The sequence below is a fragment of the Afipia sp. GW823-FHT06G09 genome, assembly GCF_058794875.1.
This window is the reverse complement of sequence record NZ_JBXAHF010000002.1, coordinates 366,990-391,127: the sequence shown is the minus strand read 5'-3', so window position 1 is coordinate 391,127 and position 24,138 is coordinate 366,990. Positions and strand designations below refer to the sequence as shown.

Here is a 24,138-nt window from a genome sequence, read left to right as displayed (position 1 = left end):
CTCAGGCGATCTGCGACAGCGCTTTGCCGTAACAGTTTGCACGTGGTGCTGCGGCACGGTCATAGACCGCGCGGGCGTCCGCCGGAGTCGCGCGCCTTAAGGTGCGTGTCTGAGGCGTCTGCTCGGCCATGGCAATCAGGTGCGCCACGAAGGATGCGTCCGGGCGTGCCGGGCGCAGCGGAGGCGTCCGGGCTGGACGCCCAAGCTGCACCAGAGCCCGGCTGGAAACAGGCTCCGCGGCGGCGGGGGACGCGCCGGTAGCAGGCTGCTCCGCCTGCGCGCCTCGTGCGGTTGTCGCTGCGATCCTGGATACGATCATGGCTTGGCTGCCTGTCTCATTTTGGGACGCAAAGCGCCTCCTTCCTATGACATCGCAAGGGTCGTGCCGGATGTGGTTGGCAGCGGGTTACCTGCTTTTGGACATTGATAATCAAGCGGTTTGTCGGATTGTTCAGGAAGTTGGCCTAGGCTGATGGGCGCCGGACGATTTACTCTGGTTGTCGAATCACCCCGCCGTCTCGGAACGAGGCACCTTTGAAAGCTACGACGTTCCAAGCTTCGCTGGATACCGGACCTGCGATTGCACCCGGCGAGACACCCTTTTTGCACAGGGTTCTTCCCGCTGCCGGGAACGAATTGCTCGCCACCCTTGGGCAGGCCAGTTTTTCCTGGGAAATCGCGGGCGACACCCTGCACTGGAGCGACAACGTCGCGGCTGTGCTTGCCGATATTCCGCTACTGTCATTGTCGAGGGCCAGCGAGTTTGCGAAGCTGATCGAGCCGCTGCGCGCCATCCGCAACGACGCGGTGCTGAACTCCACTGCCACGGACAGCGGCGAGGGTGTGCCGTACCAGATCGAATACGGCGTGCGCGCCAGCACGTCGTCGCCGGTGCTCTGGGTCGATGAATGCGGCCGCTGGTTTGCCGGCGCGGATGGAAGGCCATCCCGTGCGCTGGGAATCATTCGCATCAACAACGAGCGCCACGCCCGGGACGAGCAGCTTCTGAAGCTTTCGCAGGACGATCCGCTGACCGGCGAATTCAATCGCACACGTCTGATTGCCGCACTGGCCGAGGCGATCGAAGAAGCCGGCCGTTTCCGCTCATCCTTCGCATTCATGCTGGTCGGCATCGATCACCTTGCACAGATCAACGATGCTTTCGGCTATGAGGTTGCAGACGAAGTTATCGTCGAGGTCGCGAAACGCATTCGTACGCGGCTGCGCGGCGGCGATGTGCTCGGCCGGTTTTCCGGCAACAAGTTCGGCCTGATCCTGAAGAACTGTTCCGTCGACGACATGCATGTCGCCGCCGAGCGATTCCTAGCAGGAATTCGGAATGAAATCGTGCCGACGCGCTCCGGCCCGGTAGCGCTGACCGCCTCGATAGGAGCAATCAACGCACTCCGGCACGCCAGCACTGTCGAAGAGGCGATGAGCCGGACCCAGGAGGCGCTCGATCTCGCCAAGGCGCGGCGCCGGGGTTCGCTGATGGTCTGGCGTCCGAATGTCGAACGTGACGCCCAGCGCCGGGTCAATATCCGGGTCACCGATGAAATCGTCACGGCGTTGAACGAACGCCGGATCGTGATGGCTTACGAGCCGGTTGTGGCCACGGTTTCGCGGCAGCCGGCGTTTCACGAGTGTCTGGTGCGGATGCGTCAGGAGGACGGCGAGTATTCGCTGTCGCCGGACATTGTCCCGGTCGCCGAGAAACTCGGCCTGATACGGCTTGTCGATCACCGGGTGCTCGAACTCGTTGTTGCGGAACTCGCGGATGCGCCTCACGCACAGCTCAGCCTCAACATTTCGCCCGATACGACCATGGATCCGGACTGGTGGGCCAGCATCGAATCGCTGATGCGGGCGCATCCGGGGGTCGCCGAGCGGCTGATCGTCGAGATCACGGAAACCGTTGCGATTCAGGATCTGGACGACGTTCGCGGCTTTGTTACGCGGCTGAAAAACTTCGGCAGCCGGATTGCGATCGACGATTTCGGCGCGGGTTACACGTCGTTCCGCAACCTGCGAAAGCTGGGCGTGGACATCGTGAAGATCGACGGCGCGTTCGTGCAGAACATCGCGCGATCATCGGATGACCGGGCTTTCGTGCAGACCCTGATCGATCTCGCCCACCGGCTCGGTATTAAGACGGTCGCCGAATGGGTGCAGGATGAAGAGTCCGCCAACCTGTTGCAGGGCTGGGGTTGCGACTACATTCAGGGGCGGCTGACGGGATTGGCGTCACTGACGAAGCCCTGGGCCATGGTTGAAAAGCCGGCCGCGGCAGCTAACTAACATCACCGTATCGGCGGCAGAACCTGCCGCCGCGTCAGGTTGCAAGAGCTGCTTCGGTCAGCCCTTGTTCTCTGATTCCTTCGACATCCGCTCGAGACGATCCTGCATCTCTTTCATCTGACGCTTGAGATCGTCGATGTCGGCCTCCGGGGCCTCGTTCGCGGTCGGCGGAGATTCGGCGGAGGGAGTTTGATTCCGCGCCGGCGCCCCGAACGGCTTGAACATCGCGAACGTGCGCTCGAACATTTCCATGTTGCGGCGGACGTGCTCCTCAAGCGGCGCGAACGGCGTGTTGCTGAAGGTGTTCGTCATCTGCTTGCGGAATTTTTCCTGCTCGCGGGTCAAGGTGTCGATGGATTGTTCGAGATACTTCGGCACCACCATCTGCATGCTGTCGCCGTAGAAGCGGATCAACTGGCGCAGGAACGTGGTCGGCAGGAGGTTCTGACCGGCCTTGTTTTCCTGTTCGAAGATGATCTGGGCGAGCACAGAGCGGGTAATGTCGTCACCGGTCTTCGCGTCGTAGACGAGGAAGTCTTCGCCTTCCTTCACCATCGCGGCGAGGTCTTCGAGCGTCACATAGGTGCTGGTGCCGGTGTTGTAGAGGCGCCGATTGGCGTACTTTTTAATGGTAATTGGCTGGTCGGATTTTGCCATGGAGTCACACGTACCTAGCGTAAAGAGGAACCGGCGAACGTTGCCGAGGGCAGTGCAAACAATGCATCGCAATAAACTAAGCACTTTCAGAAAGGTACGGCTACCGTTTTGTGCAGGACGGTTAATGTCAGGGCAGGGCGGGAAGCCGGAACCGCCCAGCAAACCGCCAGAATGCCTTTGGCTGGTTGACACGAAACGGCTAGGTTAACAGGATAGTGCGAGAGCCAGCCCGAGCCTTGCGGCGGCTTTCCCTCGCGCCCTCACGTCTTTCGACTTCAAAAAAGCAGGAGATGCCCATGTCCGACGATGTCGTCATCGTCAGCGCTGCCCGCACCCCGGTCGGCACGTTCAACGGCGCGTTCGCCAATATCCCAGCCCACGAACTTGGCGCAGTCGCTATCAAGGCTGCGCTTGAGCGGGCCGGTGTTGAGCCAGCGCGCGTTTCCGAAGTCATCATGGGCCAGATCCTGACCGCCGCTCAAGGGCAGAACCCCGCCCGGCAGGCCGCCATGAAGGCCGGCATTCCCGTGGAAAGCCCGTCCTGGGGCGTCAATATGCTCTGCGGTTCGGGATTGCGCACGGTGGCGCTGGGCTATCAGGCGCTAATGAACGGCGATTCCGAGATCGTGGTCGCCGGCGGCCAGGAATCCATGAGCATGTCGCCCCATGCACAGCATTTGCGCGCAGGCGTGAAAATGGGTGCTCTCGATTTCGTCGACACCATGATCAAGGACGGCCTGTGGGATGCCTTCAACGGCTACCATATGGGTAACACCGCCGAAAACGTCGCGCGTCAATTCCAGATCACCCGGCAGCAGCAGGATGAGTTTGCCGTCGGTTCGCAGAACAAGGCCGAGGCCGCACAGAAGGCTGGCAAGTTCAAGGATGAAATCGTCCCGTTCACCGTGAAGACCCGCAAGGGCGACATCGTCGTGGAAGCGGACGAAGGTCCGCGTCATGGCGCGTCGATGGATGCGATGGCCAAGCTGAAGCCAGCCTTTGAGAAAGACGGTTCGGTGACCGCCGGTAACGCGTCGGGCATCAACGACGGTGCCGCGGCGCTGGTGCTGATGACCGCAAAGCAGGCGGCCAAGGAAGGCAAGACCCCGCTCGCACGCATCGTCTCGTGGGCGCAGGCAGGTGTCGATCCGTCCATCATGGGCACCGGACCGATCCCGGCGTCCCGCGCAGCGCTCAAGAAAGCAGGCTGGAAAGCCAGCGATCTCGATCTGATCGAGGCCAATGAGGCTTTCGCCGCGCAGGCCTCCGCCGTGAACAAGGAAATCGGCTGGGATCCCGCCAAGGTCAATGTCAACGGCGGGGCGATTGCCATCGGTCATCCGATCGGTGCGTCCGGCGCGCGCGTTCTTGTGACATTGCTGCATGAAATGCAGAAGCGCGATTCCAAGAAGGGCCTTGCGACGCTTTGCATCGGCGGCGGCATGGGCATTGCATTGTGTGTTGAACGATAAAATTCTCTGAACGCACTGCACAATACAAAATCAAAATGCCCGGCAGTTTGCCGGGCATTTTTTCTTGCTGTTATCGCAATTGGCCTGAATACTTGTTTTCCAAAAACACTTCAGTGAACTGCGGAGGGGATACCTGATATGGCACGCGTGGCATTGGTAACAGGCGGAACGCGCGGCATCGGCGCGGCGATCAGCAAGGCGTTGAAGGCTGCGGGTTACAAGGTTGCGGCGAGTTACGCCGGCAACGACGAAGCCGCGGCGAAATTCAAGGCCGAGACGGGAATCCCCGTTTACAAGTGGGACGTCGGTGCGTTCGATGCGTGCGCGGACGGCGTGAAGAAAGTCGAGTCCGAGATCGGGCCGATCGACGTGCTCGTCAACAATGCCGGCATCACCCGCGACGTGCCCTTCCACAAGATGACGCTCGACCAGTGGAATGCGGTTATGAACACCAATCTCGGTTCGCTGTTCAACATGACGCGGCAGGTGATCGAGGGCATGCGCGGCCGCAAGTTCGGGCGCATCATCAACATCTCGTCGATCAACGGCCAGAAGGGCCAGTTCGGTCAGGTCAATTATTCGGCAGCGAAGGCCGGGGATATCGGATTCACCAAGGCGCTGGCGCTTGAGAATGCGCGGGGGGGCATCACGGTGAACGCCATCTGCCCCGGCTACATCAACACCGAAATGGTGCAGGCCGTGCCCAAGGACGTGCTCGAGAAGAATGTCATTCCCCAGATTCCCGTCAGCCGCCTCGGCGAGCCTGAAGAAATCGCGCGTGCCGTGGTATTCCTTGCCTCCGATGACGCCGGCTTCGTCACGGGGTCAACAATGACCATCAACGGCGGACAATACCTGCAATAAGCGAGCGATCCCGAATAGCGGGAATCGCTTTTCTGGATGTGGCGTTATCGCGGATTGAATGGCATTGATCCGCGATGACGTCATCAACCGCTACTCTTGTCGGCCTCGCTGCCATTGTGATGTGGTCGCTGCTTGCCGCGCTCACCGTGGCGACGGGCCGCGTTCCGCCGTTTCAGTTGCTGGCCATGACGTTTGCCATCGGTGCCTGCGTCGGCCCGTTGGCCTGGCTGTGGCGGCCATCGGCGATCCGCGCCTTGCGCCAACCGCTGCTGGTGTGGCTGGTCGGCATCGGCGGATTGTTTGGCTATCACGCGCTGTACTTCCTGGCGTTGCGACTTGCCCCGCCGGCCGAAGCGGGACTGCTGAATTATCTCTGGCCGCTCCTGATCGTGCTGCTCTCGTCGTTGCTGCCGGGCGAGCGGCTGGCGCCGCATCATATCGTTGGTGCGGTTTTGGGCTTCGCCGGGACGATCCTGCTGTTCGCAGGCAACGGCGGATCGGCACCAAATCCCGCGCATATTCCCGGATTCATCGCAGCCTTTGTCGCGGCCTTCGTGTGGGCGGGCTACTCGGTGATGTCGCGCAAGCTGGCGGCCGTGCCAACGGACGCGGTTGCCGGGTTTTGCCTTGCCACCGCAGTGCTGGCTGCGGCCTGCCATTTCGCTCTTGAGACGACGGTCTGGCCGGAAACAACAGCGCAATGGCTTGCCATCGTGGCACTCGGGATCGGGCCGGTGGGGATTGCGTTTTTCGTCTGGGACATCGGGATGAAACGCGGCGATATTCGCGTGCTGGGCGCTGCGTCCTACGCCACGCCGCTGCTCTCGACCGCATTCCTGATCATTGCCGGGTTTGCCAAGCCCACCGCGACGCTCGCCATCGCCGCCGCGCTGATCGCGGGCGGGGGATTGATCGCGGCGAAGGACATGATCGTCAAACGATCCCCTTAAGCCGGTGACCAATCTGGCGGCGCGAGCTCAAACTTTGCAAAGTCAAATCCGGGCGCCACAGTACAGCCGACCAGCGTCCAGTCGCCGGTGCTCTCCGCGGCCTGCCATGCATGAGCAGGTACAACAGCTTGCGGTTGTTCGCTGGCATTGAGATCCGATCCAAGCAGGATGGCGCGCTCGCCGCCGTCATCGGCGATCCGCAGTATCAGCGGATCGCCGGCATGGTAGTGCCAGATCTCCACCGCATCGACGCGATGCCAGTGCGATGTCTGGCCTCGCGTCAGCAGGAAGTAGATCGCGGTGGACGCGGCCCGCCCGCCATCGACGGAGCGCGAATCGCGAAACGTCTCGCGATAGTAGCCGCCTTCGGGATGCGGCTTCAGGCCGAGGCGCGCGATGATGTCATCGGCGGTCAATGCGGGCACGTCGTGCATCACGCCTTGTTCTTGCGTTCGCGCAGTTCGCCGAAAACATCCGCCGGGCTTTTTCCCGCGAGGCCGACAGCGGCGGCAACGGACGGAACGTCGGCGCGCAGGAACGTGTTGGCCTCCTTCTCGTCGCGGATCAGCGTCGGAACCGTCGGCTGGTTCGCGGCACGCAGCTTCGCCACTTCCTCGGCACGGGCCTTCAGCGCCGGATTGTTCGGCTCGATGCCCAGCGCGAACTTGACATTGGACGCGGTGTACTCGTGCCCGCAATAGACGCGCATGTCATTCGGCAGCGCGCGCAGTTTCAGCAGCGATTCCCACATCATCGGATAGGTTCCCTCGAAGACGCGGCCGCAGCCGATCGAGAACAGGGTGTCGGCGCAGAACAGCGCACGATCGGCGTCGAACACGTAGCTGATATGATCGAGGGTGTGACCCGGAGTTTCGAGCACGCGTGCGGTAAGATTGCCGACCTTGACGGTATCGCCTTCCTTGACGCGCTCATCGACAAGGGGAATCGCCGCGGCCTTGTCGTGCGGCGCCACCACGCGGCAGTTGTACTTGTCCTTGAGTTCGGCGATGCCGCCGACATGGTCCATGTGATGATGCGTGACGAGAATATCGGTCAGCGTCCAGCCCTCGCGCTGCAATGCCTTGATGATCGGTCCCGCTTCCGGTGCGTCGATCGAGGCGGTCGCCTTGGTGACCGGATCGTGAATCAGATAGCCGAAATTGTCGGACAGGCAGGGGAACAGGCGAATCTCGGCAGTCATGACAGCTCCATTTGTCGAGGATGGGCCACGCTAACACGGCCATACCGGCGGTGAAATACGTTAACGCCGTTCCGTGGATCGTCTGCGGACCGCTGCGCGCCGTATTCCAGCATGATAGACTGATCCCATGACAATCGACGTGATCGATCTGCGCAATTTCTATTCGCAGCGCCTCGGTGCGGTGGCGCGGCGTTTGATCAGCCGCGGCATTCAGCGGCACTGGCCACAGGCGGATGGTCTACGCGTCGCCGGACTTGGTTACCCGACGCCGTATCTCGGGCTGTTTCGAGAGGATGCTGAGCGGTGCATCGCACTCATGCCGGCCGCGCAAGGTGTCCTCAAATGGCCGACCGCACGACCGACATTGTCAACGCTGGTCGACGAATTCGCGCTGCCATTGGCGGACGCTGCGGTCGATCGCATTCTGCTGGTTCATGCGCTGGAAATATCGGACGATCCGGAAGGGCTGTTGCGCGAAGTCTGGCGCGTGCTGGCGCCCTCGGGACGGATGATGGCGATTATTCCCAACCGGCGCGGGGTGTGGTCGCGGACCGACAACACGCCATTCGGGCACGGCCGTCCGTATTCACGCTCGCAGATCACGCAACTTCTGAGACAGACATGGTTCACGCCGACGGCCTGGGGCGAAGCCCTGTTCGTGCCGCCATTCCAGGGCGGATGGGTGTTGCGTTCGGCGGTGGCGTGGGAGCGGATGAGCGCTGCGGTGTCGTCGCCGTTCGCCGGCGTTCACATCGTGGAAGCATCCAAGCAGGTTTATCGCGCGATCCCGGCGCATCGCGAGCGCACCCGGCTTATTCCCTCGATGCCGCCGGTTCTCCTGCCGACGCCGACACGGCGCGACGACCGGCCCGCCACAGGCTGAATGAAAAAGCCCGCCTGAGAGAACTCAGACGGGCCGTCACACCAGATCGAATACAGCTTACTCGCCTGCCGAGTTGAGATCCTCGCTGGCAGGCTGCGCGCCCTGACCTTCAGGACGCGGTCCGGGCGGCCGGCGCCGGCGGCGATGGCTGAAGCGTTCGCCATTCTGGTTGCCGTTGCTGTCCGTGTTGTTTCCATTCGGTTGCGGCTGTGCGCCTCCGGTGATGAAGGACGGAAGGCGATCGACCTGAGCGCCTTCGGCGGGCTGAGGCTGTGAACGCTGGTCGCGATCGCGGAAGTTCTGCTCGCGGGGCTGCTGCTGCTCACGCGGATACGGCTGGGCCTCACGCGGCTGGAATTGCGGCTGCTGCTGTTGCGACGGCGCGAAGCCGGGCTCGGCGCCGAAGTTGGAATAGCTGTCGCTGTCGTCGCCATTGTCGTCGAGGGCATCGCCTTCCGGACGCGGCATCGGTTGCTGCTGCGGCTGGCTCTGGCGGAACTGTTCCTGCGCCGCGGCGATCAGGCGGAAATAGTGTTCGGCGTGCTGGTAGTAGTTTTCGGCGGCAACGGGATCGCCGGAGGAACGCGCATCGCGCGCAAGCTGAACATACTTTTCGGCGACATGAGAGGCGGTGCCGCGAATCTTGATATCCGGCCCGTTGGACTCGAACACCCGGGTCATCGGGTTCTGTCCGCGCCGGTTGTTATTATTGTTGTTATTATTATTGTTCCGGCTGCGCATGCGCTTGTTGTTGTTCGGGCCGTTTCTCATCTGATGCCTTTTACCGATTTTGGATCGTGGTGATTGATGTGCGGACACGGCGCAATGCATTCGCGCAGGCGGCGATACCGTAAATAGTCAGACCGTGGTTTTCGTACGTCGCGTTCAACAAGGACGCGTTCTCCAAATGCCCGAAGGCAATGAGCCGTCTGAGCCGGATCAGCCTGAGCTAACAGGCGCGATGTTTTGCAGTTGAGTGTACAAGCGCAATATCAGGCTTTCGTTCGCTTCGCGGTCCCGAGCAGCGCAGCTCTTTCAGCCTTCGCGCTCGTCATGACCTGCCTTTTAGGAACCTTTCACCCGGCGGGCATCCCTTGCGGAATTTTTGGCTTCGACCCGTCATCTCTGAGCGGGGGCCACGGCCCTGAACCGATGCTGTGGCCGGAACGTAGTCGCTCCGGGGCAATATTCCAAGAGGTTTTTTCTGGCCCGGATACCCTTTAAATCGCCGCTTTTTGCCCCATGACGGCCCGATGAATGCCGCCCAGATCGGCCACAGGCGGCCGTGGGAGAGTTAATTTCGCGGCACGCATCAGATCGCTCACCGGCGTGCTTTGATCGTGTCCGGTCTCGACGATCAGGACGCCGCCCGCGCCGAGCAGGGCTGCCGCCTGAGGGATGATGGCACGATAGGCGTCGAGACCATCCGTGCCGCCATCCAGCGCCAGATGCGGGTCGTGATCGCGCACGTCGCGGTCGAGTGCGGCGATGTCCGAGGAGCGGATGTAGGGCGGGTTCGAGACGATCAGATCGAATGGGCCGGACAGCGCAGCCGCATAGTCGCACCGGACGAACGAGACCCGCCCGGCGAGGCCGAACCGGCGTGCATTCAACTCCGCGGTTGTGAGAGCTGCCGCGCTGATGTCGGTGCCAATGCCCGTCGCTGAGGGGAATTCGGAGAGCAGCGCGAGCAGAATCGCGCCGGACCCGGTGCCGATGTCTGCGATGCGGAGCGCCCTGGTCCCGGCGTCGCTCCGGAAAGTTTCAAGCGCAGCCTCGACGATGGTTTCGGTGTCGGGGCGCGGGACCAGCGTTGCATCCGACAGGTGGAAATCGAGTCCCCAGAATTCCTTGCGGCCGAGAATGCGGGCCACCGGTTCATGCTCGATCCGGCGCTGCGCAAAACCAGCGATCATTTTTGATTCATCGCCGGTGATCAGGCGGGCTGACTGGATGGCAAGGCCGGTGTGATCGAGATCAAGCGCCGCGCCGATCAGCATCCGAGCGTCGAGGTCCGGCGTTTCGACGCCGTTTGTCTTGAGTTGTGAGGCCAAGGCACGCCGCGTCGCCTCGATAGTCAGTCCGGCGAACGGGTCGTTCGCGCTCACAGCGTGTTGCCCTGTTCCGCGAGCAGCTTGGCCTGATGTTCCGTGGTCAGGGCATCGACCAGTTCACCGAGCGCGTCGCCCGCGATCACCTGCGGCAGCTTGTAGAGCGTGAGATTGATGCGGTGGTCGGTGACGCGGCCCTGCGGAAAGTTATAGGTCCTGATGCGTTCGGAGCGGTCGCCGGAGCCGACCTGGCCCTTCCGCTCGGCGGAGCGTTCGGCGTCGATACGCTGCCGCTCGGCGTCGTAGATGCGGGAGCGCAGGATGTTCATCGCGCTGGCGCGGTTCTTATGCTGCGATCGGCTGTCCTGCATGTTGACCACAATGCCGGTCGGAATGTGTGTGATGCGGATCGCGGACTCTGTCTTGTTGACGTGCTGACCGCCGGCGCCCTGTGCGCGCATGGTCTCGATCCGCAGATCGTCATTCTTGATGGCGACGTCGACATCTTCAGCCTCCGGCAGCACAGCCACGGTCGCCGCAGAGGTATGGATGCGGCCCTGGGTTTCTGTGTCGGGTACGCGCTGCACGCGGTGCACGCCGGATTCGAATTTCAGCTTGGCGAATGCGCCGCGGCCTTGCACCTCGGCGACAATTTCCTTGTATCCGCCCATGGTGCCCTCGGAGGCGGAAATCAGGTCCACCTTCCAGCCCTGCAATGAAGCAAAGCGCTCATACATGCGGAACAGGTCGCCGGCGAATAGCGAGGCTTCGTCGCCGCCGGTGCCGGCGCGGATTTCGAGCATAACGTTGCGCTCGTCCATCGCGTCCTTGGGCAACAGCGCGATGCGGATATCCTGCGCGAGTTGATCGCGCCAGGCTTCAAGCTGCGGCCGTTCGCCCTCCGCCATCGCCCGCATGTCCGGTTCGGTGGCGGGATCGGCGATCAGTGCATCAATGCCGGCGATCTCGTCCACTGCCGAACGATACGCCTTCACGGCGTCGACCACCGGCGTCAGTTCGCTCAGTTCGCGGGTGATGCGAACATAGGTTTCCGAGTTCACCTGGCCGAGCAGTTCGGCCTCAAGTGAAGCATGACGCGCCAGCAAGGCATCGAGTTTAACTTCGGGCAGTGTGGTCATGGGTCTCGATCGATCAAAATGAATTCAGCGGCGGGGCTTCGGCAATGTCCGGAAGCGTCGCTACAACGAAAGCCCTTCGGCTTCGGCGAATTCCATCAGCTTGCTGCGAATCGATACGCTTCCGGCCGGCGCATCCAGCAGCGGCATGATCATGGCCTCGGCTTTCCTGGCGTCGAGATCGAGAATCAGAGCCTTCACCGGACCATGCGCCGTCGCCGACAGCGACAGCGAGCGGTAGCCAAGCGCGATCAGCGCCAGTGCGCCGAGCGGCTGCGAGGCCATCTCGCCGCACAGCGAGACGGACTTGCCTGCCGCGTTGGCCTTCTTCGCGATGTCGCGCAGGGCCCGCAGGATCGGCGCCGACAGCGTGTCGAAGCGGTCCGTGACCCGCGAGTTGCCGCGATCGACCGCGAACAGAAACTGGAACAGGTCGTTCGAGCCGACCGAAATGAAGTCGACCCGCTTGAGCAGTTCGTCCATCTGATAGAGCAGTGCCGGGACCTCGACCATGGTGCCGACATCGACGCGCTCGGGCAGCGTGTGTCCGTGCTGGCGCAGATAGGTCAGTTCGCGCTCGATCACGAGCTTGGCCTGATCGAATTCATCGACCTGCGAGATCATCGGGAACATCACGCGCAGGTAACGCCCCGAGGCCGCACGCAGCAGCGCGCGAATCTGGCCGCGCAGCAGGCCGGGCCGGTCGAGGCCGAGCCGGATCGCGCGCCAGCCGAGCGCCGGATTTTCCTCAACGATGGTGTCCATGTACGGCAGGGCCTTGTCGCCGCCGATATCGAGGGTGCGGAAGGTCACCGGCTTGTCGCCGGCCGCGTCCAGCACGGTGCGGTACAGCGCGAGCTGTTCGCTGGTACGCGGCAGGCTCTGGCCGACCATGAACTGCAGTTCGGTGCGGAACAGTCCGATGCCGGACGAGCCGGTGTCGTCGATGTGAGGCAGGTCGATCACAAGACCGGCGTTGATCATCAGGTCGACTGGCTGGCCGTCCTTGGTTACGCAGGGCTTGTCGCGGAGTTCGCGGTACTGCTCCTGCCGGCGCGCGCGGAAGCGAACGCGTTCGGCGTAAGCGGATTGAATTTCGTTCGACGGGCGGATGTAGATCGACCCCGAGGTGCCGTCCACGATGATCGCGTCGCCGGGATCGGCGATGCCTGCGGCGTTCGCCACCTCGCCGACGGCGGGAATGCCGAGTGCGCGCGCGACGATTGACACGTGCGAATTGGCGGTGCCTTCTTCGAGCACAAGGCCGCGCAGCCGCTTGCGATCGTAATCGAGCAGGGCTGCCGGGCCCATCGAACGCGCAATCAGGATGGCGTTGTCGGGCAATTGCTCGCGTGACGGCGCGTGGTCCTGTCCGACCAGCTGGCGCATCAGCCGGTGGCCGAGGTCTTCCAGATCGTGCAGACGATCGCGCAGATAGGGATCGGTCGAGCGCAGCATGCGCGCGCGGGTATCCGACTGCACGCGCTCCACGGCGGCCTCAGCCGTAAGACCCGTGGCCACGGCTTCATGCAGTTTGTGCTGCCAGCCCTGGTCGTTGGCGAACATGCGGTAGGCCTCGAGCACGTCGCGGTGCTCGCCGCCTTCGGCGACATCGCCACGCTCCAGCATGCGGTCGAGATCAGAGCGAAGTTTCAGGATCGCCGTGTCTAGCCGCTTGAGTTCCTTGGGCAGGTCTTCGGCAATGTAGTTGGTGATGACGACGCGCGGTTCGTGCAGCACCACATGGCCGAGCGCGATGCCGTCCGAGAGGATCGCGCCGGTCTTATGCAACGAATGACGTGCGGCGGGCTCGGCGCCGGGACGTGCGATCGACGACAACTCGCCCGAGGCGATCATCTCCGCGACCACCATGGCGGTGGTCTGCAGTGCCTCGACTTCCTCTTCGACGTAGGTGCGGTGCGCGCGGTTCTGCACCACCAGCACGCCGAGCGTGTTGCCCGAGCGCAGGATCGGCACGCCGAGGAACGAGTGATAGATTTCTTCGCCGGTTTCCGGGCGATACGAGAACGCCGGATGCGACTGCGCGTTCGACAGGTTCAGCGGCGTGGCTTCGGAGGCCACAAGGCCGACAAGGCCTTCATGGGCGTTCAGCACCGTCTGGTGGACGGCGTCGCGGTTCAGGCCTTCGGTGGCGTAAAGCTCAAGGGTGTTGTCGACGCGCAGCACGTAGGTCGAGCAGACCTCCGCCACCATATTGGCGGCGATCAGCACCACGATCTTGTCGAGCCGCTCCTGAGCGCTGACCTGTTCGGCCATCACTTCGCGGAGCCGTCTCAACAAGACGCGGGGGCCTCCCAGCGCGCTCCGCATCCGTTGACATCCTTACCCGCAATTCCAGCACGGCCCGCAACCGGCTGCCATAGCGTTAACTAGCAGTAAAATAACGACTTTTCAGGTCTCGCGTAAACCGCTTGGCCGGTTTTGGGACATCGCAGACGGTCCAGAACCAGAGGCGCGGGCGCGGGTGCCTTATCCTGAGGCTATATCGAATTGAGGCGCGTTTTGCCAAGCAAAACACTTGCCAAAAAATACCTGCCAAAGATGAGAGGCAGTCCAGCAAAATGACCCCGGCAAATGCCGCGGCGGAGTGACGGCGGGACCGGGCCTCAGGCCTGATCCAGCCCGTAGAGCGTGTGCAGCGTCCGGACCGCCAGTTCGGTATAGGCGGCGTCGATCAGCAGCGAGAACTTGATCTCGGAGGTGGTGATGGCGCGGATGTTGATGTTGCGCTCGGACAGCGCCTTGAAAGCCTGCGCGGCGACGCCGGCATGGCTGCGCATGCCGATCCCGATCACCGAAACCTTGGCGACATCGGTGGCCGAGTCCATCGCCTTGTAGCCGATCTTGTCCTTCGCCTTGGCGATGGTGTCCTTGGCGCGGGTGTATTCAGAGGCGGGCACGGTGAAGGTGAGGTCGGTATATTTGCCGTCCTCGGACACGTTCTGCACGATCATGTCGACATTGATGCTGGCATCCGCCAGCGGCCCGAAGATCGCGGCGGCAATGCCCGGCTTGTCCTCGATATGGCGCACGGAAATCTGCGCTTCGTCCTTCGAGAAGGCGATACCGGTGACGACCTGGCTTTCCATGATTTCCTCCTCGCTGCAAATCAGCGTTCCCGGCGGCGTGCCGTGGGGATCGATATCTTCCGGCTTGTCGAAGCTCGAGCGCACGAACACCGGGACGTTGTGAACCATGCCCAGTTCCACGGAGCGGACCTGAAGCACCTTGGCGCCGAGCGACGCCATTTCCAGCATTTCCTCGAATGCGACCTTGTCGAGCCGCTTCGCCTTTGGCACCACGCGCGGATCGGTGGTGTAGACGCCATCGACATCGGTGTAGATGTCGCAGCGGTCGGCATGGATCGCGGCCGCGATCGCAACGGCAGAGGTGTCGGAGCCGCCGCGGCCCAGCGTGGTGATGCGGCCGGTTGCTTCGTGGATGCCCTGGAAACCGGCGATGACCGCGACTTCCTTGCGCTCCTTGAAGCGCTTGATCAACTCAGTGCCGTTGATGCCCGTGATGCGCGCGGAGGCATGCGCGTCACTGGTGTGGATCGGAATCTGCCAGCCCTGCCACGAGCGCGCCTGGACCCCCAGCGCCTGCAACGCGATGGCGAGCAGACCGGACGTGACCTGTTCGCCTGATGCGACGATCGCGTCGTATTCGCGCGCGTCGTGCAGCGGAGATGTCTCGGTGGCCCACGCCACCAGCTCGTTGGTCTTGCCGGACATGGCCGACACGACAACGGCGACGTCATGACCGGCGTCGACCTCGCGCTTCACATGCTGCGCGACGTTACGAATACGGTCGATGTTGGCGACAGACGTGCCGCCGAATTTCATCACAAGGCGGCCCATGGTAAATGGCGCGGTCCCGGTTAGCTGATTTCAGTAAGGAGCCGGTTCCGTGCAAAACGGAGGCATGGCCCCGAAAAGGCGGCTATACATACCCAGCAGGTCGGGGGCAAGCAACACGCTTGGTCCTGAGGACGTGATTGGGGACAGGAATGGGCCGTTATATCGACGATATCCTGCAGCCGGGGGAGAAGATCCTGTATTCGACCACGATTCACGGGATCGTCTATGCGCCAGGGCTGCTATGCCTCGCCGGTGCGGCGGCTTGTCTGGTGGCCTCGGGCGGGGGCGTTATTTTCCCGCTGGCCGCAGTGGGCGCCTTGCTGGGGCTTGCAGGCGTGTTTCTGGTGCTCAAGGCTTGGTTTCAACGCTGGATCACGGAGACCGACGTGACATCGCTCCGGGTGGTTCACAAGGAGGGATTTATCCAGCGTCAGACTTTTGAGATCAGTTTGGATAAAATCGAAAGCGTCGACGTGACCCAGAGTATCCTCGGGCGGATTTTTGGGTGGGGAGATGTCAGGGTTAACGGTGTCGGGGAGGGCACGAAGACGATAAAGATGATCGGCGCGCCGATCGAATTCCGCAATCACATCACGGCGCGCTAACGTTCGACAGGCATGTCGATAACCCGGTAAACGCTCGGTATGAGTACAAATTCTCCATCGGTGTCCACGGTCGATCCCGGCGAAGTCGCGCGGTTCTCGGAGCTGTCCGAACAGTGGTGGGACCCGAAGGGCAAGATGGCTCCGCTGCACAAGATCAATCCGCTGCGGCTGGCCTATATCCGCGATGCGGCGTGCCGCAAATTCGACCGCAACCCGAAGAGCCTGAACTGTCTGTCGGGCCTGCGCATTCTCGACATCGGCTGCGGCGCGGGCCTGCTGTGCGAACCGCTGACCCGGCTTGGCGCCCAGGTGATTGGCGTCGATCCGTCGGACACCAACATCGCCGTCGCAAAACTTCATGCCGAGCGGGGTCACCTCTCCATCGACTACCGCTGCACGACCATCGAAGAGATGGACCCGCGCGAGCGCTTCGACATCGTGCTCGCGATGGAGGTTGTCGAACATGTCGCCAATGTCGGGATGTTCCTCGACCGCTGTGCGGCGCTGCTCAAGCCGACCAGCATGATGGTGGCCTCGACCATCAACCGGACTTGGAAGAGTTTTGCGCTTGCGATCGTCGGCGCGGAATACATCCTGCGCTGGCTGCCGCGCGGCACCCATCAATGGGACAAGTTCGTCACGCCGGCCGAGCTGACGCTTCATCTCGAGCGCAACAAGCTCGCCATCAGCGATCAGGCAGGCGTGGTCTACAATCCGCTGGCCGACCGCTGGAGTCTGTCGTCCGACATGGACGTGAACTACATGGTGATCGCGGAAGCGGCGGTCTAGGATCGTGCAACACCGGCATGAGATCGTGCCGGTTGACCCGGGCGGCTGACAATGCCCTCTGGGGTGCGGCGCTCCTGCCGCTCCGGCCTTGCCCATGACCCAGTTCGTTTGGCTCTGGATCCCTTTCACCCTGCTGGCGGCGGGGGGACAGGTCGTGCGCAACGCCATGCAGCGCGGGCTGACGGCCCAGCTCGGGACGTTAGGGGCGACCCATATCCGCTTCCTGTTCGGATTTCCGTTTTCGCTGGTCTTTCTCGGACTGATTCTTGCCGTCAATGGCGACCGGTTGTCATGGCCCGAGACCGGCTTCTGGGCGTGGCTGGTGGTTGGCGGCATGGCGCAGATTCTTGCCACTGCCCTGATGCTGATGGCCATGAACGAACGCTCGTTCGTGGTGACGACGGCATATCTGAAGACCGAGGCCATTCAGGCGGCGATCTTCGGCTTTGTGTTCCTGTCGGATCATCTCACGGTACTGAAGATTGCGGCGATTCTGATCGCCACCATCGGGGTGGTGATTACCGCGCTGCGGCCCGGCGGCATGAAGGGGTTCGGCGATCTCAAGCCCACGTTACTTGGCCTTGTGGCGGCTGCGTTCTTCGCGCTCTCGGCGGTCGGTTATCGCGGCGCCATTCTCAATGTCACCGGCGTGAGCTTCGTCACTGCGGCGAGCGTCACGCTGGTGGCGACACTGCTGATGCAGACCATCGTGCTGTCCGGCTGGCTGATCGTGCGTTCGCCCGGAACGATGACGGCGATCTTCCGGCTCTGGAAGCCGTCGATGTTCGCAGGCTTCATGGGATCGTTCGCTTCATTGTTCTGGTTTCTCGCTTTCGCACTCACGGCTGCGGCGAATGTGCGGACGCTGGCGCTGGTCGAGGTGCTGTTCGCACAGGCCGTCGCCTACTTCTCGATGAAGCAGAAAATATCGCTGCGGGAGATGTCCGGCATCGCGCTGATCCTGATCGGCGTTGCGATGCTGGTGGCGGGCTGAACTATTTCTTGACGGCGAGCAGCACCGCGCCCGCGGCAATGAGCGCAATGCCAAGCCAGCCGGTGGCGGAGGGCCGCTCGCCAAGAAACAGAAACGCGAACAGCGCCACCAGCACGACGCTCAGCTTGTCGATGGGCGCGACAAGTGTGGCTGGCCCGAGTTTCAGCGCACGGAAGTAACACAGCCATGATGCGCCGGTTGCGAGCCCGGACAGGACGAGAAATGTCCATGTCCTTGTTGAGACCGGTCCCGGTGCACTGAACTGTCCGGTCGCGAAGAGAATAACCGCAAAGCTGGCCAGCACGATAACGGTGCGGATGAACGTTGCGAGGTCGGGGTTGATATCCTCGACGCCTATCTTGGCGAAAATCGCGGTCAGCGCGGCAAACGTCGCCGACAGCAGCGCCCACATCTGCCATGAACCGGACCAGGATATCGAATCGGGACTCATATCAGGTTCTCGGGTGGCTCCCAGGTTTGTTCCAGGACGCAGACTCATGAGCGCCGAGCCATTGCGCCTCGTCGGGTTACCCTAGCGGACCGCCGATGGAGGTCACCACTTTTTTCTCTCGAAGCGCGCCTAGGTCAGAGCCGGCCATCTTGCCGAGATTGCGCCGCCGATTTCTGATACTCGCGCGGTGAAGCCCCGTACGCTGCTTTAAAGCAGCGGCCAAAGTGCGTCATGTCCGAAAACCCCCATCCCTGCGCGATTTCGGCTATTGTTCGATGCATCTGGTTGGGATCCTCGAAAGCAACCCGGCAATGAGAGAGCCGCCGGGACAGAATGAGACGGTGAAGCGAGAGATCCTGTTCGGCAAGAATTGCGTTCGCATATCGGACGCTTATTCCGACAATATCGGCGACCTTCTGTCCGTCGAGGTCGGGATCGGTGAGCCTCGCTTCGACCACTGCACGAATCTGTCCCAGCAACAACGCTTTTGGATTCGAAACGCGGGCAGTAGCGCTCCCAGTTGTTCTCGAAATAGATAATCCGATTAAGTCGAGGACATGATTTCCGACCATTTCTTCCATTAAAGAAGTAATCGTCCCAGCGAGCAATGGCAGCTTTGCAGCAACAGAAAGTGCCAGATCATCGTCCGCCCGCTCTGCCGACACACGGCGCCCGATCAAATCCTGGCAACCACCGATTCGTGCGCGTAGCTCGCGACGCGGTGCCTTGATAACAAGGGTTTTCGAATCTTGCGAAAACCGCGCATCATAAGGCAAGCGCGGCTCAAGAAGTGTCAGCGAACCGGCGTCCAGGCTAACCTCGCGCGCGTTCTGGACGATAAAGATTTTACCCGACAACTGGTAACACAGGAACACTGTGTCTGGACTGGTGCGCCCAACGTGGGCCAACGTGTGAGCGACCTGCATCGGCGAGTTGTTGAATTCAACAAGGTCCAGATTGCCGAAGTTCGCGGCTTTGATCTCAGCCTGAAACGTCGCCCGATTCTCCGGCACAGAGTCATGACCGATGATCTCTTTGCAGGCGACGCTGTGCCAATAATCAAATCGGTCGCGGGGGTGAACCGCAGAGGTCGAGAATATCGCTTTCAACTGGTTGCCGTTCCTTAACCGTCGCTTAGCCGACGAATTGATCCATGGTAGCCGAATACAAGCACACACCATTTGCTAGCAACAAACGCAACTCGAAACTCCGTTGTTGGAGGTTCACTCTCAGGGAACCTAGGATTTTTTCGCCGGCATTAACGAAAATACGGGCTGCAGATGCAACGACCGACGATGCACGACCGTCAGGCGACACAACTGTCAGAACAACTGCCAGTAGAGCCGGGAAACGTTCCCCGCCTACGAGCCATTGTCCTCGCTAATGAGTCGAGGACCAGGCAGACGCTGGGGTTTCCGTCCTTGAGTCTGGCGAAGCCGAAGCGCGTAGCTTTCTCCACGCCACTTTACGCGAGATGCACGTCGGTCGATGGATTGTGGGCCACAAACTGCCGGGTCTTGAGCGTTTGGGACCTTGGGGCCCAAATTGAGGCGACTCTTCCGGGCGATCTGACCCAGTTCCACCTCTTATTCACGCCCCCTCCAAGGCTGGTCTCCAAACAATGTAGGAGAGTCAGCACACGCGGCAACCTGATCGAAGTTTTGTATCTGAGAAGACAACCGACCTTCTTCCTGAACGCGAGTCTGGATTTATGAGCGAACGTAGCTTTAACGTTGATCAAATGTTGTCAGCATCCTGGGATCAACTGCTCGCTAGAGATCTCGCCTCAGAGGTAAAAGATTTCTGCGGCGACAAGCGTTATCCGATCCCGGAATTGCGGAGATTCTTCGCCATAAAGGGGTATCGCGACCTGCTCGTTAGGTTGAAGACAGCATGCAAGGACCAAACGTCATTTGACGCCTTGAAGTCGGTTGCCCGAGAAATGCGACAGTATGCGTTGGACCGTCCCGCCTTGTGGGCTGCCACATCCAGAACGGCCACAATTGATTGTGCCGAGTGGCGGGCAGGCGACAAAGAACTTTGCGACTTCATTCAATCTGTTCTCGCTGAATGTGGAGTGCATGGGCAACACGCAGAAAGCGCTTGGTATATGCTTCGCAGCTTAGTGCGCGGCTTTACCATGCATCAGATCCTGGGTTCATTCTCGCAAGTCCATTCGTATGACGAGAGCTTCGAAAGGATGGTCGAGATGTACGTGGCCGGGGTGTGCTCGGTCGGAGCTTCTGCCAAGGCTGCCGTGCGCGACCATGCCGGAGCAGGGCTGGCCGCTTCATGAGAACGTGCCTTAATTCCTGTCGCCGGGCAGCACAGGAAGAGGAGCCACTTCGATGCCTTCGTCGATCAGCGCGCGCGCCTCTTCGGTGGTTGCCTCGCCATAGATCGCGCGATGCTCGGTGTCGCCGTAATGCATCTTGCGGGCTTCTTCGGGGAACTTGTTGCCGACATTGTCCGCATTCTTGAGAACGTTGTCGCGCAATTCCTTCAGCTTCGAAAGAAGCTCGCGTTCCTGCGGCGCCATCACCAGTGGTGTTGACGGTGTCTCTTCGGCAGGCGCTGCTGCAAGCTCAGGCGCCGATTTGGATTTTCCCTTGCGCGTGATGCGCGGAGCCATCATGGCCTTGTCCACCTTGGTGGACTCGCACGTCGGGCAGGCGATGAGCCCACGCTTGTGCTGACTGTCGTAAGCAGCGGAACTCTGGAACCAGCTTTCGAAGTCGTGGCCGCGCTCACAGCGCAGCGAATAGCGGATCATGCCGATCCTCGTACGAGATGCAGATAGTCCGGCCCGCCCTTCGGGTCCTTGAGGCCGAAGCGGCGGCCGTGCTGCAGGGACGGAATGCTCTTGCGCACCGCCTGAACCTTCGCCGGGTCGATCTTGGCCAAGACGACGCCGGTCTCGGTGCTGCCGCCTTCCGCAAGGATTTCGCCCCACGGATCGACGATCAGCGAGTGGCCATAAGTCTCGCGGCCGCTTTCATGCTTGCCCGCTTGTGCGGCGGCGAAGATGAAACAGCCATTCTCGATCGCGCGCGCGCGCAGCAGCGTGCTCCAGTGCGCTTCGCCGGTTCGCACCGTGAAGGCGGACGGCACCGCGATAAAGGATGCGCCGGCTTCTGCGAGCGCGCGATACAGCGCCGGAAAACGGACGTCGTAGCAGATGGTCAGCCCGAGCCGGCCCCATGGCAGGTCGGAAATGACCGCGGTTTCGCCCGGCTGATAGTTCGCCGACTCGCGGTAGCTTTCGCCGCCGTCGAGTTCGATGTCGAACATGTGGATCTTGTCGTAGCTCGCGAGGATATTGCCATCCGGCGCGATCAGGAACGAGCGGTTGGCCGCCCGTTCCGGTGTGGCGCGCACCGCGATCGAGCCGATGTGCAGATAGATTTTCAGCTCGCGCGCCAGCTCGCGATAGGCCTTGAGCGAACGGTCGTCTTCCTCGTTCGCGAGCAGTTCGAACAGCGCCTTGCGGTTCTGCTGGATGATGTTGGTGACTTCGGGCGTCTGGACATAGTCCGCGCCCTTGTCTTTCGCTTCGCGGATCAGCGCGATGCCCTGCTCGAGGCTGGTCTCCGGCAGCATCGCGGTGCGCATCTGCACCATGGCTGCGGTGAAGGGTGCGCCGCTTGCGACGGTTGTTGTCATGAGGACACCTTCTGACCCGCGAGCAGGCCATCGAGCCTGCCTTCGCGATCGAGTGCATAGAGGTCATCACAGCCGCCGACATGCTGCTTGTCGATGAAAATCTGCGGGAAGGTGGCGCCGCCATTGGCGCGCTGGACCATTTCGGCGCGCCAGTTGGGATCGACTGCGACGTCGAATTCGGTGAAGGCTGCGTTCTTGCGCGTCAGCAGGGACTTCGCAGCGCTGCAATAGCCGCATCCGGGGCGCGTGTAGATTTCGACGAGGGCGGCCATGGTCTGCCTTTGTGAAAGGGGAATAGCCCAAATTATATGGGGGTCTGAACGGTGTCCACAACCCGCGCGAACACCAGCACATCCACCGACGCAGCCCTGGCCCGCAGCAGCGCGCGTGCGCAGGCATCGACGGTCGCGCCGGAGGTCAAAACATCGTCAACCAGCACGATCCTGCGGCCCTGTACGGAAGATTTGTCTTCCGGAGGCACCTTGAACGCGCCCTGCACGTTGAGCGCGCGGTCTGCCTTGGAAAGACCAACCTGTTGCAGCGTCGGCCGCACGCGGCGCAGGACATTCCCGATCACCGGCAGGTGCGCGGATTTGCCGATTGCCGCCGCCAGCGCGCCGGACTGGTTGTAGCGGCGGCTCCAGCCGCGCCGCCAATGCAATGGCACCGGGATAAGGGCATCGGCCTCGCCGAGAAGTTCCTGACCGGCCCGGGCCATCCAGCGCCCCATGGTCGGGGCAAGATCGGTGCGGTCCTGATACTTCAGCGCGTGAACCATGGTTCGCGCCACCTCGTCGTAGCGGACCGCAGCGCGGGCGCGCTGATAGGCCGGTGGATTGGCGATGGCCTGCATCGACAGCAGACCGGGTCCCGGATCGTAGACGAAGGGAATGCCGAGACGCGCGCAGAAGGGCGGCGCGATGAACGACAGCTTGCCCCAGCACGCCGCGCAGAGGCCGTCGCCCGTGACGGGTTCATGGCAGGAGACGCACAGCGTGGGGAGCGCGATGTCGAGGGCTGCGCGTGGCAGCGAGGCGAGGGCCGCGCCGCAGGCTTTCAGCGTGCCGCGAAATCGTCCGCGCCACCGGCCTGAAGGATGCGACGATGCCTGATCCGGTTCGGACATGATCTACCCCGTGCTCGAAGCGTAATTCCAGCCTCTGCGCGAAACAAGCGGAGTTAAGGGAATTGCCAGGCCGGTCCTCAAGGGCGTACCTACCGTCCATGAGTTCACCTCCGACCGATCTGCCACCGCGCCTGTTCGATCGCGCCTTGCTGCGCCACCGGCAAAGCCGCGCCGCACGGCAGGGCGCCGAGTCGTTCCTGCTCGACCGCGTTGCGGAGGATATGGCGGAGAGGCAGCAGGCGGTGCTGCGCGAATTTGCCGAAAGCGCCGATCTCGGCACGCCCGGGGATCAGGTGCGTGCTGGACTCGCGCGCCATGTTCGGCAGTTGCGCGCAGTGGCGTTGCCGGTCTCCGACACCGAGCCGCTCGCGCTTGCACCGGCATCGTTCGATCTCATCGTTTCCGCGCTGGCGCTGCAATTCGTCAATGACCTGCCGGGCGTGCTGGCGCAAGTCCGCCGCGCGCTGAAGCCGGATGGGCTGTTTCTCGCCGCAATGATCGGCGGCGATACGCTGACCGAGTTGCGGCAATCCTTTGCGGCGGCGGAAGCCGAAGTGGAAGGCGGTCTCTCGCCGCGCGTCGCGCCGTTCGCCGACCTGCGCGACCTTGGCGGGTTGTTGCAGCGCGCGGGCTTCGCGCTGCCGGTGACGGATGTGGACCGCATCGTGGTGCGTTACGGCAATGCGTTCGCGCTGATGCAGGATCTGCGGCGGATGGGTGCGACCAACATCCTGAACGAGCGCCGCCGCACGCCGTCACGCCGTGCGACATTCCTGAAGATGGCGCAGATCTATGCGGAGCGGTTTTCCGATCCGGACGGACGCATCCGCGCCACCTTCGATGTTGTCTGGCTGTCCGGCTGGGCGCCGCATGAGAGCCAGCAGAAACCGCTCAAGCCCGGTTCGGCGAAAATGTCGCTGGCGGACGCGGTGAACAAGGCGCGCAAGGATACGACGTGATTTTTCTCGATGTCGTCCCCGCGCAGGCGGGGACAACGATTGAGTGTATGGCAAGAGTTTCCCACTCATAGTTCGTCATGGCCGGGCTTGACCCGGCCATCCACGTCTACTCTTCGATATTGCAAGCAAGGCGTGGATCACCGGGTCAAGCCCGGTGA

25 protein-coding genes are annotated in these 24,138 nt (G+C 62.1%); 10 read left to right on the top strand and 15 right to left on the bottom strand.

Features of this window, described 5'->3' with window-relative positions; all coding sequences use genetic code 11:
* Position 1: 1 nt before the first annotated feature.
* Positions 2-319 (bottom strand): hypothetical protein, encoded by a 318-nt coding sequence (locus tag AC1Q67_RS09465; protein WP_492234322.1) that lies wholly within the window; start codon positions 317-319, stop codon positions 2-4.
* 284 nt (positions 320-603) lie between these two features.
* On the opposite strand from AC1Q67_RS09465, the gene AC1Q67_RS09460 reads away from it, so the two are divergent.
* Positions 604-2,298 carry an EAL domain-containing protein gene (locus tag AC1Q67_RS09460; protein ID WP_492235678.1) on the top strand — a complete coding sequence of 565 codons (1,695 nt, stop codon included), beginning with the start codon at positions 604-606 and terminating at the stop codon, positions 2,296-2,298.
* Positions 2,299-2,355: 57 nt separating this feature from the next.
* Here AC1Q67_RS09460 and phaR read toward each other — a convergent pair whose 3' ends face one another.
* Positions 2,356-2,955 (bottom strand): polyhydroxyalkanoate synthesis repressor PhaR, encoded by a 600-nt coding sequence (gene phaR, locus AC1Q67_RS09455; RefSeq protein WP_492234323.1) that lies wholly within the window; start codon positions 2,953-2,955, stop codon positions 2,356-2,358.
* Positions 2,956-3,251: 296 nt separating this feature from the next.
* Here phaR and AC1Q67_RS09450 point away from each other — a divergent pair, with 296 nt between their 5' ends.
* The 3 genes from AC1Q67_RS09450 to yddG all read left to right on the top strand — a co-directional run bounded on the left by AC1Q67_RS09450 (position 3,252) and on the right by yddG (position 6,241).
* Positions 3,252-4,427 (top strand): acetyl-CoA C-acetyltransferase, encoded by a 1,176-nt coding sequence (locus tag AC1Q67_RS09450; protein ID WP_492234325.1) that lies wholly within the window; start codon positions 3,252-3,254, stop codon positions 4,425-4,427.
* A 138-nt stretch (positions 4,428-4,565) separates the two neighbouring features.
* Positions 4,566-5,291: an acetoacetyl-CoA reductase gene (gene phbB / locus AC1Q67_RS09445; protein WP_492234326.1), complete on the top strand. Its 726-nt coding sequence runs from the start codon at positions 4,566-4,568 to the stop codon at positions 5,289-5,291.
* Between the two features lie 74 nt (positions 5,292-5,365).
* Positions 5,366-6,241, top strand: coding sequence for an aromatic amino acid exporter YddG (yddG, locus tag AC1Q67_RS09440; protein WP_024575523.1), 876 nt, complete (start codon positions 5,366-5,368; stop codon positions 6,239-6,241).
* Here yddG and AC1Q67_RS09435 read toward each other — a convergent pair.
* Together AC1Q67_RS09435 and gloB are read right to left on the bottom strand one after the other, a co-directional pair.
* Entirely contained in the window at positions 6,238-6,675 is a 438-nt protein-coding gene (locus tag AC1Q67_RS09435; RefSeq protein ID WP_492234327.1) for a cupin domain-containing protein, read from the bottom strand. The two genes, yddG and AC1Q67_RS09435, sit on opposite strands and share 4 nt — an antisense overlap.
* Positions 6,675-7,442 (bottom strand): hydroxyacylglutathione hydrolase, encoded by a 768-nt coding sequence (gene gloB, locus AC1Q67_RS09430; RefSeq protein ID WP_492234328.1) that lies wholly within the window; start codon positions 7,440-7,442, stop codon positions 6,675-6,677. The genes AC1Q67_RS09435 and gloB overlap by 1 nt, the downstream gene beginning before the upstream one ends.
* Before the next feature lie 127 nt (positions 7,443-7,569).
* Between gloB and AC1Q67_RS09425 the strand changes: the two genes are divergently transcribed.
* The gene (locus AC1Q67_RS09425) at positions 7,570-8,325 is read left to right on the top strand and encodes a methyltransferase domain-containing protein (protein ID WP_024575520.1); all 756 of its coding nucleotides are present in this window, start codon (positions 7,570-7,572) and stop codon (positions 8,323-8,325) included.
* 57 nt (positions 8,326-8,382) lie between these two features.
* On the opposite strand, the gene AC1Q67_RS09420 is transcribed toward AC1Q67_RS09425, so the two are convergent.
* The 5 genes from AC1Q67_RS09420 to AC1Q67_RS09400 all read right to left on the bottom strand — a co-directional run bounded on the left by AC1Q67_RS09420 (position 8,383) and on the right by AC1Q67_RS09400 (position 15,393).
* Positions 8,383-9,096: a DUF4167 domain-containing protein gene (locus AC1Q67_RS09420; protein WP_492234329.1), complete on the bottom strand. Its 714-nt coding sequence runs from the start codon at positions 9,094-9,096 to the stop codon at positions 8,383-8,385.
* 449 nt (positions 9,097-9,545) lie between these two features.
* Positions 9,546-10,433, bottom strand: a complete 888-nt coding sequence (gene prmC / locus AC1Q67_RS09415) for a peptide chain release factor N(5)-glutamine methyltransferase (protein ID WP_492234330.1) — start codon at positions 10,431-10,433, stop codon at positions 9,546-9,548.
* Entirely contained in the window at positions 10,430-11,515 is a 1,086-nt protein-coding gene (gene prfA, locus AC1Q67_RS09410; protein ID WP_492234331.1) for a peptide chain release factor 1, read from the bottom strand. Before prfA ends, prmC begins: the two co-directional genes overlap by 4 nt.
* A 60-nt stretch (positions 11,516-11,575) precedes the next feature.
* Positions 11,576-13,843, bottom strand: coding sequence for a phosphoenolpyruvate--protein phosphotransferase (gene ptsP / locus AC1Q67_RS09405; RefSeq protein ID WP_492234332.1), 2,268 nt, complete (start codon positions 13,841-13,843; stop codon positions 11,576-11,578).
* Positions 13,844-14,139: 296 nt separating this feature from the next.
* Positions 14,140-15,393 (bottom strand): aspartate kinase, encoded by a 1,254-nt coding sequence (locus AC1Q67_RS09400; protein ID WP_492234333.1) that lies wholly within the window; start codon positions 15,391-15,393, stop codon positions 14,140-14,142.
* Positions 15,394-15,542: 149 nt separating this feature from the next.
* Here AC1Q67_RS09400 and AC1Q67_RS09395 point away from each other — a divergent pair, with 149 nt between their 5' ends.
* From AC1Q67_RS09395 to AC1Q67_RS09385, 3 genes are all read left to right on the top strand, one after another.
* Positions 15,543-15,998, top strand: a complete 456-nt coding sequence (locus AC1Q67_RS09395) for a PH domain-containing protein (RefSeq protein WP_024575514.1) — start codon at positions 15,543-15,545, stop codon at positions 15,996-15,998.
* 39 nt (positions 15,999-16,037) lie between these two features.
* On the top strand, positions 16,038-16,787 hold the full coding sequence (ubiG, locus tag AC1Q67_RS09390) for a bifunctional 2-polyprenyl-6-hydroxyphenol methylase/3-demethylubiquinol 3-O-methyltransferase UbiG (protein WP_024575513.1): 750 nt from the start codon (positions 16,038-16,040) through the stop codon (positions 16,785-16,787).
* Between the two features lie 94 nt (positions 16,788-16,881).
* A complete protein-coding gene (locus AC1Q67_RS09385) occupies positions 16,882-17,781 on the top strand; it encodes an EamA family transporter (RefSeq protein WP_492234334.1) in 900 nt (299 codons plus the stop codon).
* Between the two features lies 1 nt (position 17,782).
* Here AC1Q67_RS09385 and AC1Q67_RS09380 read toward each other — a convergent pair whose 3' ends face one another.
* Both AC1Q67_RS09380 and AC1Q67_RS09375 read right to left on the bottom strand, forming a co-directional pair.
* Positions 17,783-18,232, bottom strand: a complete 450-nt coding sequence (locus AC1Q67_RS09380) for an EamA family transporter (protein ID WP_492234335.1) — start codon at positions 18,230-18,232, stop codon at positions 17,783-17,785.
* Between the two features lie 134 nt (positions 18,233-18,366).
* Entirely contained in the window at positions 18,367-19,341 is a 975-nt protein-coding gene (locus AC1Q67_RS09375) for an AraC-like ligand-binding domain-containing protein (RefSeq protein WP_492234336.1), read from the bottom strand.
* Between the two features lie 602 nt (positions 19,342-19,943).
* Between AC1Q67_RS09375 and AC1Q67_RS09370 the strand changes: the two genes are divergently transcribed.
* Positions 19,944-20,528: a TetR-like C-terminal domain-containing protein gene (locus AC1Q67_RS09370; protein WP_492234337.1), complete on the top strand. Its 585-nt coding sequence runs from the start codon at positions 19,944-19,946 to the stop codon at positions 20,526-20,528.
* A gap of 9 nt (positions 20,529-20,537) precedes the next feature.
* Here the strand turns inward: AC1Q67_RS09370 and AC1Q67_RS09365 are convergent, their stop codons facing one another.
* The 4 genes from AC1Q67_RS09365 to AC1Q67_RS09350 are packed head-to-tail and all read right to left on the bottom strand — an operon-like array spanning position 20,538 to position 23,021.
* Complete coding sequence (locus tag AC1Q67_RS09365; RefSeq protein ID WP_492234338.1) at positions 20,538-21,005, bottom strand: DUF1178 family protein; 468 nt, start codon at positions 21,003-21,005, stop codon at positions 20,538-20,540.
* The gene (locus AC1Q67_RS09360) at positions 21,002-21,895 is read right to left on the bottom strand and encodes a carbon-nitrogen hydrolase family protein (protein ID WP_492234339.1); all 894 of its coding nucleotides are present in this window, start codon (positions 21,893-21,895) and stop codon (positions 21,002-21,004) included. The genes AC1Q67_RS09365 and AC1Q67_RS09360 overlap by 4 nt, the downstream gene beginning before the upstream one ends.
* A complete protein-coding gene (grxC, locus tag AC1Q67_RS09355; RefSeq protein WP_492234340.1) occupies positions 21,892-22,167 on the bottom strand; it encodes a glutaredoxin 3 in 276 nt (91 codons plus the stop codon). The genes AC1Q67_RS09360 and grxC overlap by 4 nt, the downstream gene beginning before the upstream one ends.
* Before the next feature lie 32 nt (positions 22,168-22,199).
* A complete protein-coding gene (locus AC1Q67_RS09350; RefSeq protein ID WP_492234341.1) occupies positions 22,200-23,021 on the bottom strand; it encodes a ComF family protein in 822 nt (273 codons plus the stop codon).
* Between the two features lie 98 nt (positions 23,022-23,119).
* Here AC1Q67_RS09350 and AC1Q67_RS09345 point away from each other — a divergent pair, with 98 nt between their 5' ends.
* Entirely contained in the window at positions 23,120-23,980 is an 861-nt protein-coding gene (locus AC1Q67_RS09345; RefSeq protein WP_492234342.1) for a methyltransferase domain-containing protein, read from the top strand.
* Positions 23,981-24,138 lie beyond the last annotated feature (158 nt).

Coding starts and splice junctions, on each gene's coding strand:
- AC1Q67_RS09465 (WP_492234322.1), bottom strand. CDS start 319: ATGATCGTATCCAGGATCGCAGCGACAACCGCACGAGGCGCGCAGGCG.
- phaR (WP_492234323.1), bottom strand. CDS start 2,955: ATGGCAAAATCCGACCAGCCAATTACCATTAAAAAGTACGCCAATCGG.
- AC1Q67_RS09450 (WP_492234325.1), top strand. CDS start 3,252: ATGTCCGACGATGTCGTCATCGTCAGCGCTGCCCGCACCCCGGTCGGC.
- phbB (WP_492234326.1), top strand. CDS start 4,566: ATGGCACGCGTGGCATTGGTAACAGGCGGAACGCGCGGCATCGGCGCG.
- yddG (WP_024575523.1), top strand. CDS start 5,366: ATGACGTCATCAACCGCTACTCTTGTCGGCCTCGCTGCCATTGTGATG.
- AC1Q67_RS09435 (WP_492234327.1), bottom strand. CDS start 6,675: ATGCACGACGTGCCCGCATTGACCGCCGATGACATCATCGCGCGCCTC.
- gloB (WP_492234328.1), bottom strand. CDS start 7,442: ATGACTGCCGAGATTCGCCTGTTCCCCTGCCTGTCCGACAATTTCGGC.
- AC1Q67_RS09425 (WP_024575520.1), top strand. CDS start 7,570: ATGACAATCGACGTGATCGATCTGCGCAATTTCTATTCGCAGCGCCTC.
- AC1Q67_RS09420 (WP_492234329.1), bottom strand. CDS start 9,096: ATGAGAAACGGCCCGAACAACAACAAGCGCATGCGCAGCCGGAACAAT.
- prfA (WP_492234331.1), bottom strand. CDS start 11,515: ATGACCACACTGCCCGAAGTTAAACTCGATGCCTTGCTGGCGCGTCAT.
- ptsP (WP_492234332.1), bottom strand. CDS start 13,843: ATGCGGAGCGCGCTGGGAGGCCCCCGCGTCTTGTTGAGACGGCTCCGC.
- AC1Q67_RS09400 (WP_492234333.1), bottom strand. CDS start 15,393: ATGGGCCGCCTTGTGATGAAATTCGGCGGCACGTCTGTCGCCAACATC.
- AC1Q67_RS09395 (WP_024575514.1), top strand. CDS start 15,543: ATGGGCCGTTATATCGACGATATCCTGCAGCCGGGGGAGAAGATCCTG.
- ubiG (WP_024575513.1), top strand. CDS start 16,038: ATGAGTACAAATTCTCCATCGGTGTCCACGGTCGATCCCGGCGAAGTC.
- AC1Q67_RS09385 (WP_492234334.1), top strand. CDS start 16,882: ATGACCCAGTTCGTTTGGCTCTGGATCCCTTTCACCCTGCTGGCGGCG.
- AC1Q67_RS09380 (WP_492234335.1), bottom strand. CDS start 18,232: ATGAGTCCCGATTCGATATCCTGGTCCGGTTCATGGCAGATGTGGGCG.
- AC1Q67_RS09370 (WP_492234337.1), top strand. CDS start 19,944: ATGAGCGAACGTAGCTTTAACGTTGATCAAATGTTGTCAGCATCCTGG.
- AC1Q67_RS09365 (WP_492234338.1), bottom strand. CDS start 21,005: ATGATCCGCTATTCGCTGCGCTGTGAGCGCGGCCACGACTTCGAAAGC.
- AC1Q67_RS09360 (WP_492234339.1), bottom strand. CDS start 21,895: ATGACAACAACCGTCGCAAGCGGCGCACCCTTCACCGCAGCCATGGTG.
- grxC (WP_492234340.1), bottom strand. CDS start 22,167: ATGGCCGCCCTCGTCGAAATCTACACGCGCCCCGGATGCGGCTATTGC.
- AC1Q67_RS09350 (WP_492234341.1), bottom strand. CDS start 23,021: ATGTCCGAACCGGATCAGGCATCGTCGCATCCTTCAGGCCGGTGGCGC.
- AC1Q67_RS09345 (WP_492234342.1), top strand. CDS start 23,120: ATGAGTTCACCTCCGACCGATCTGCCACCGCGCCTGTTCGATCGCGCC.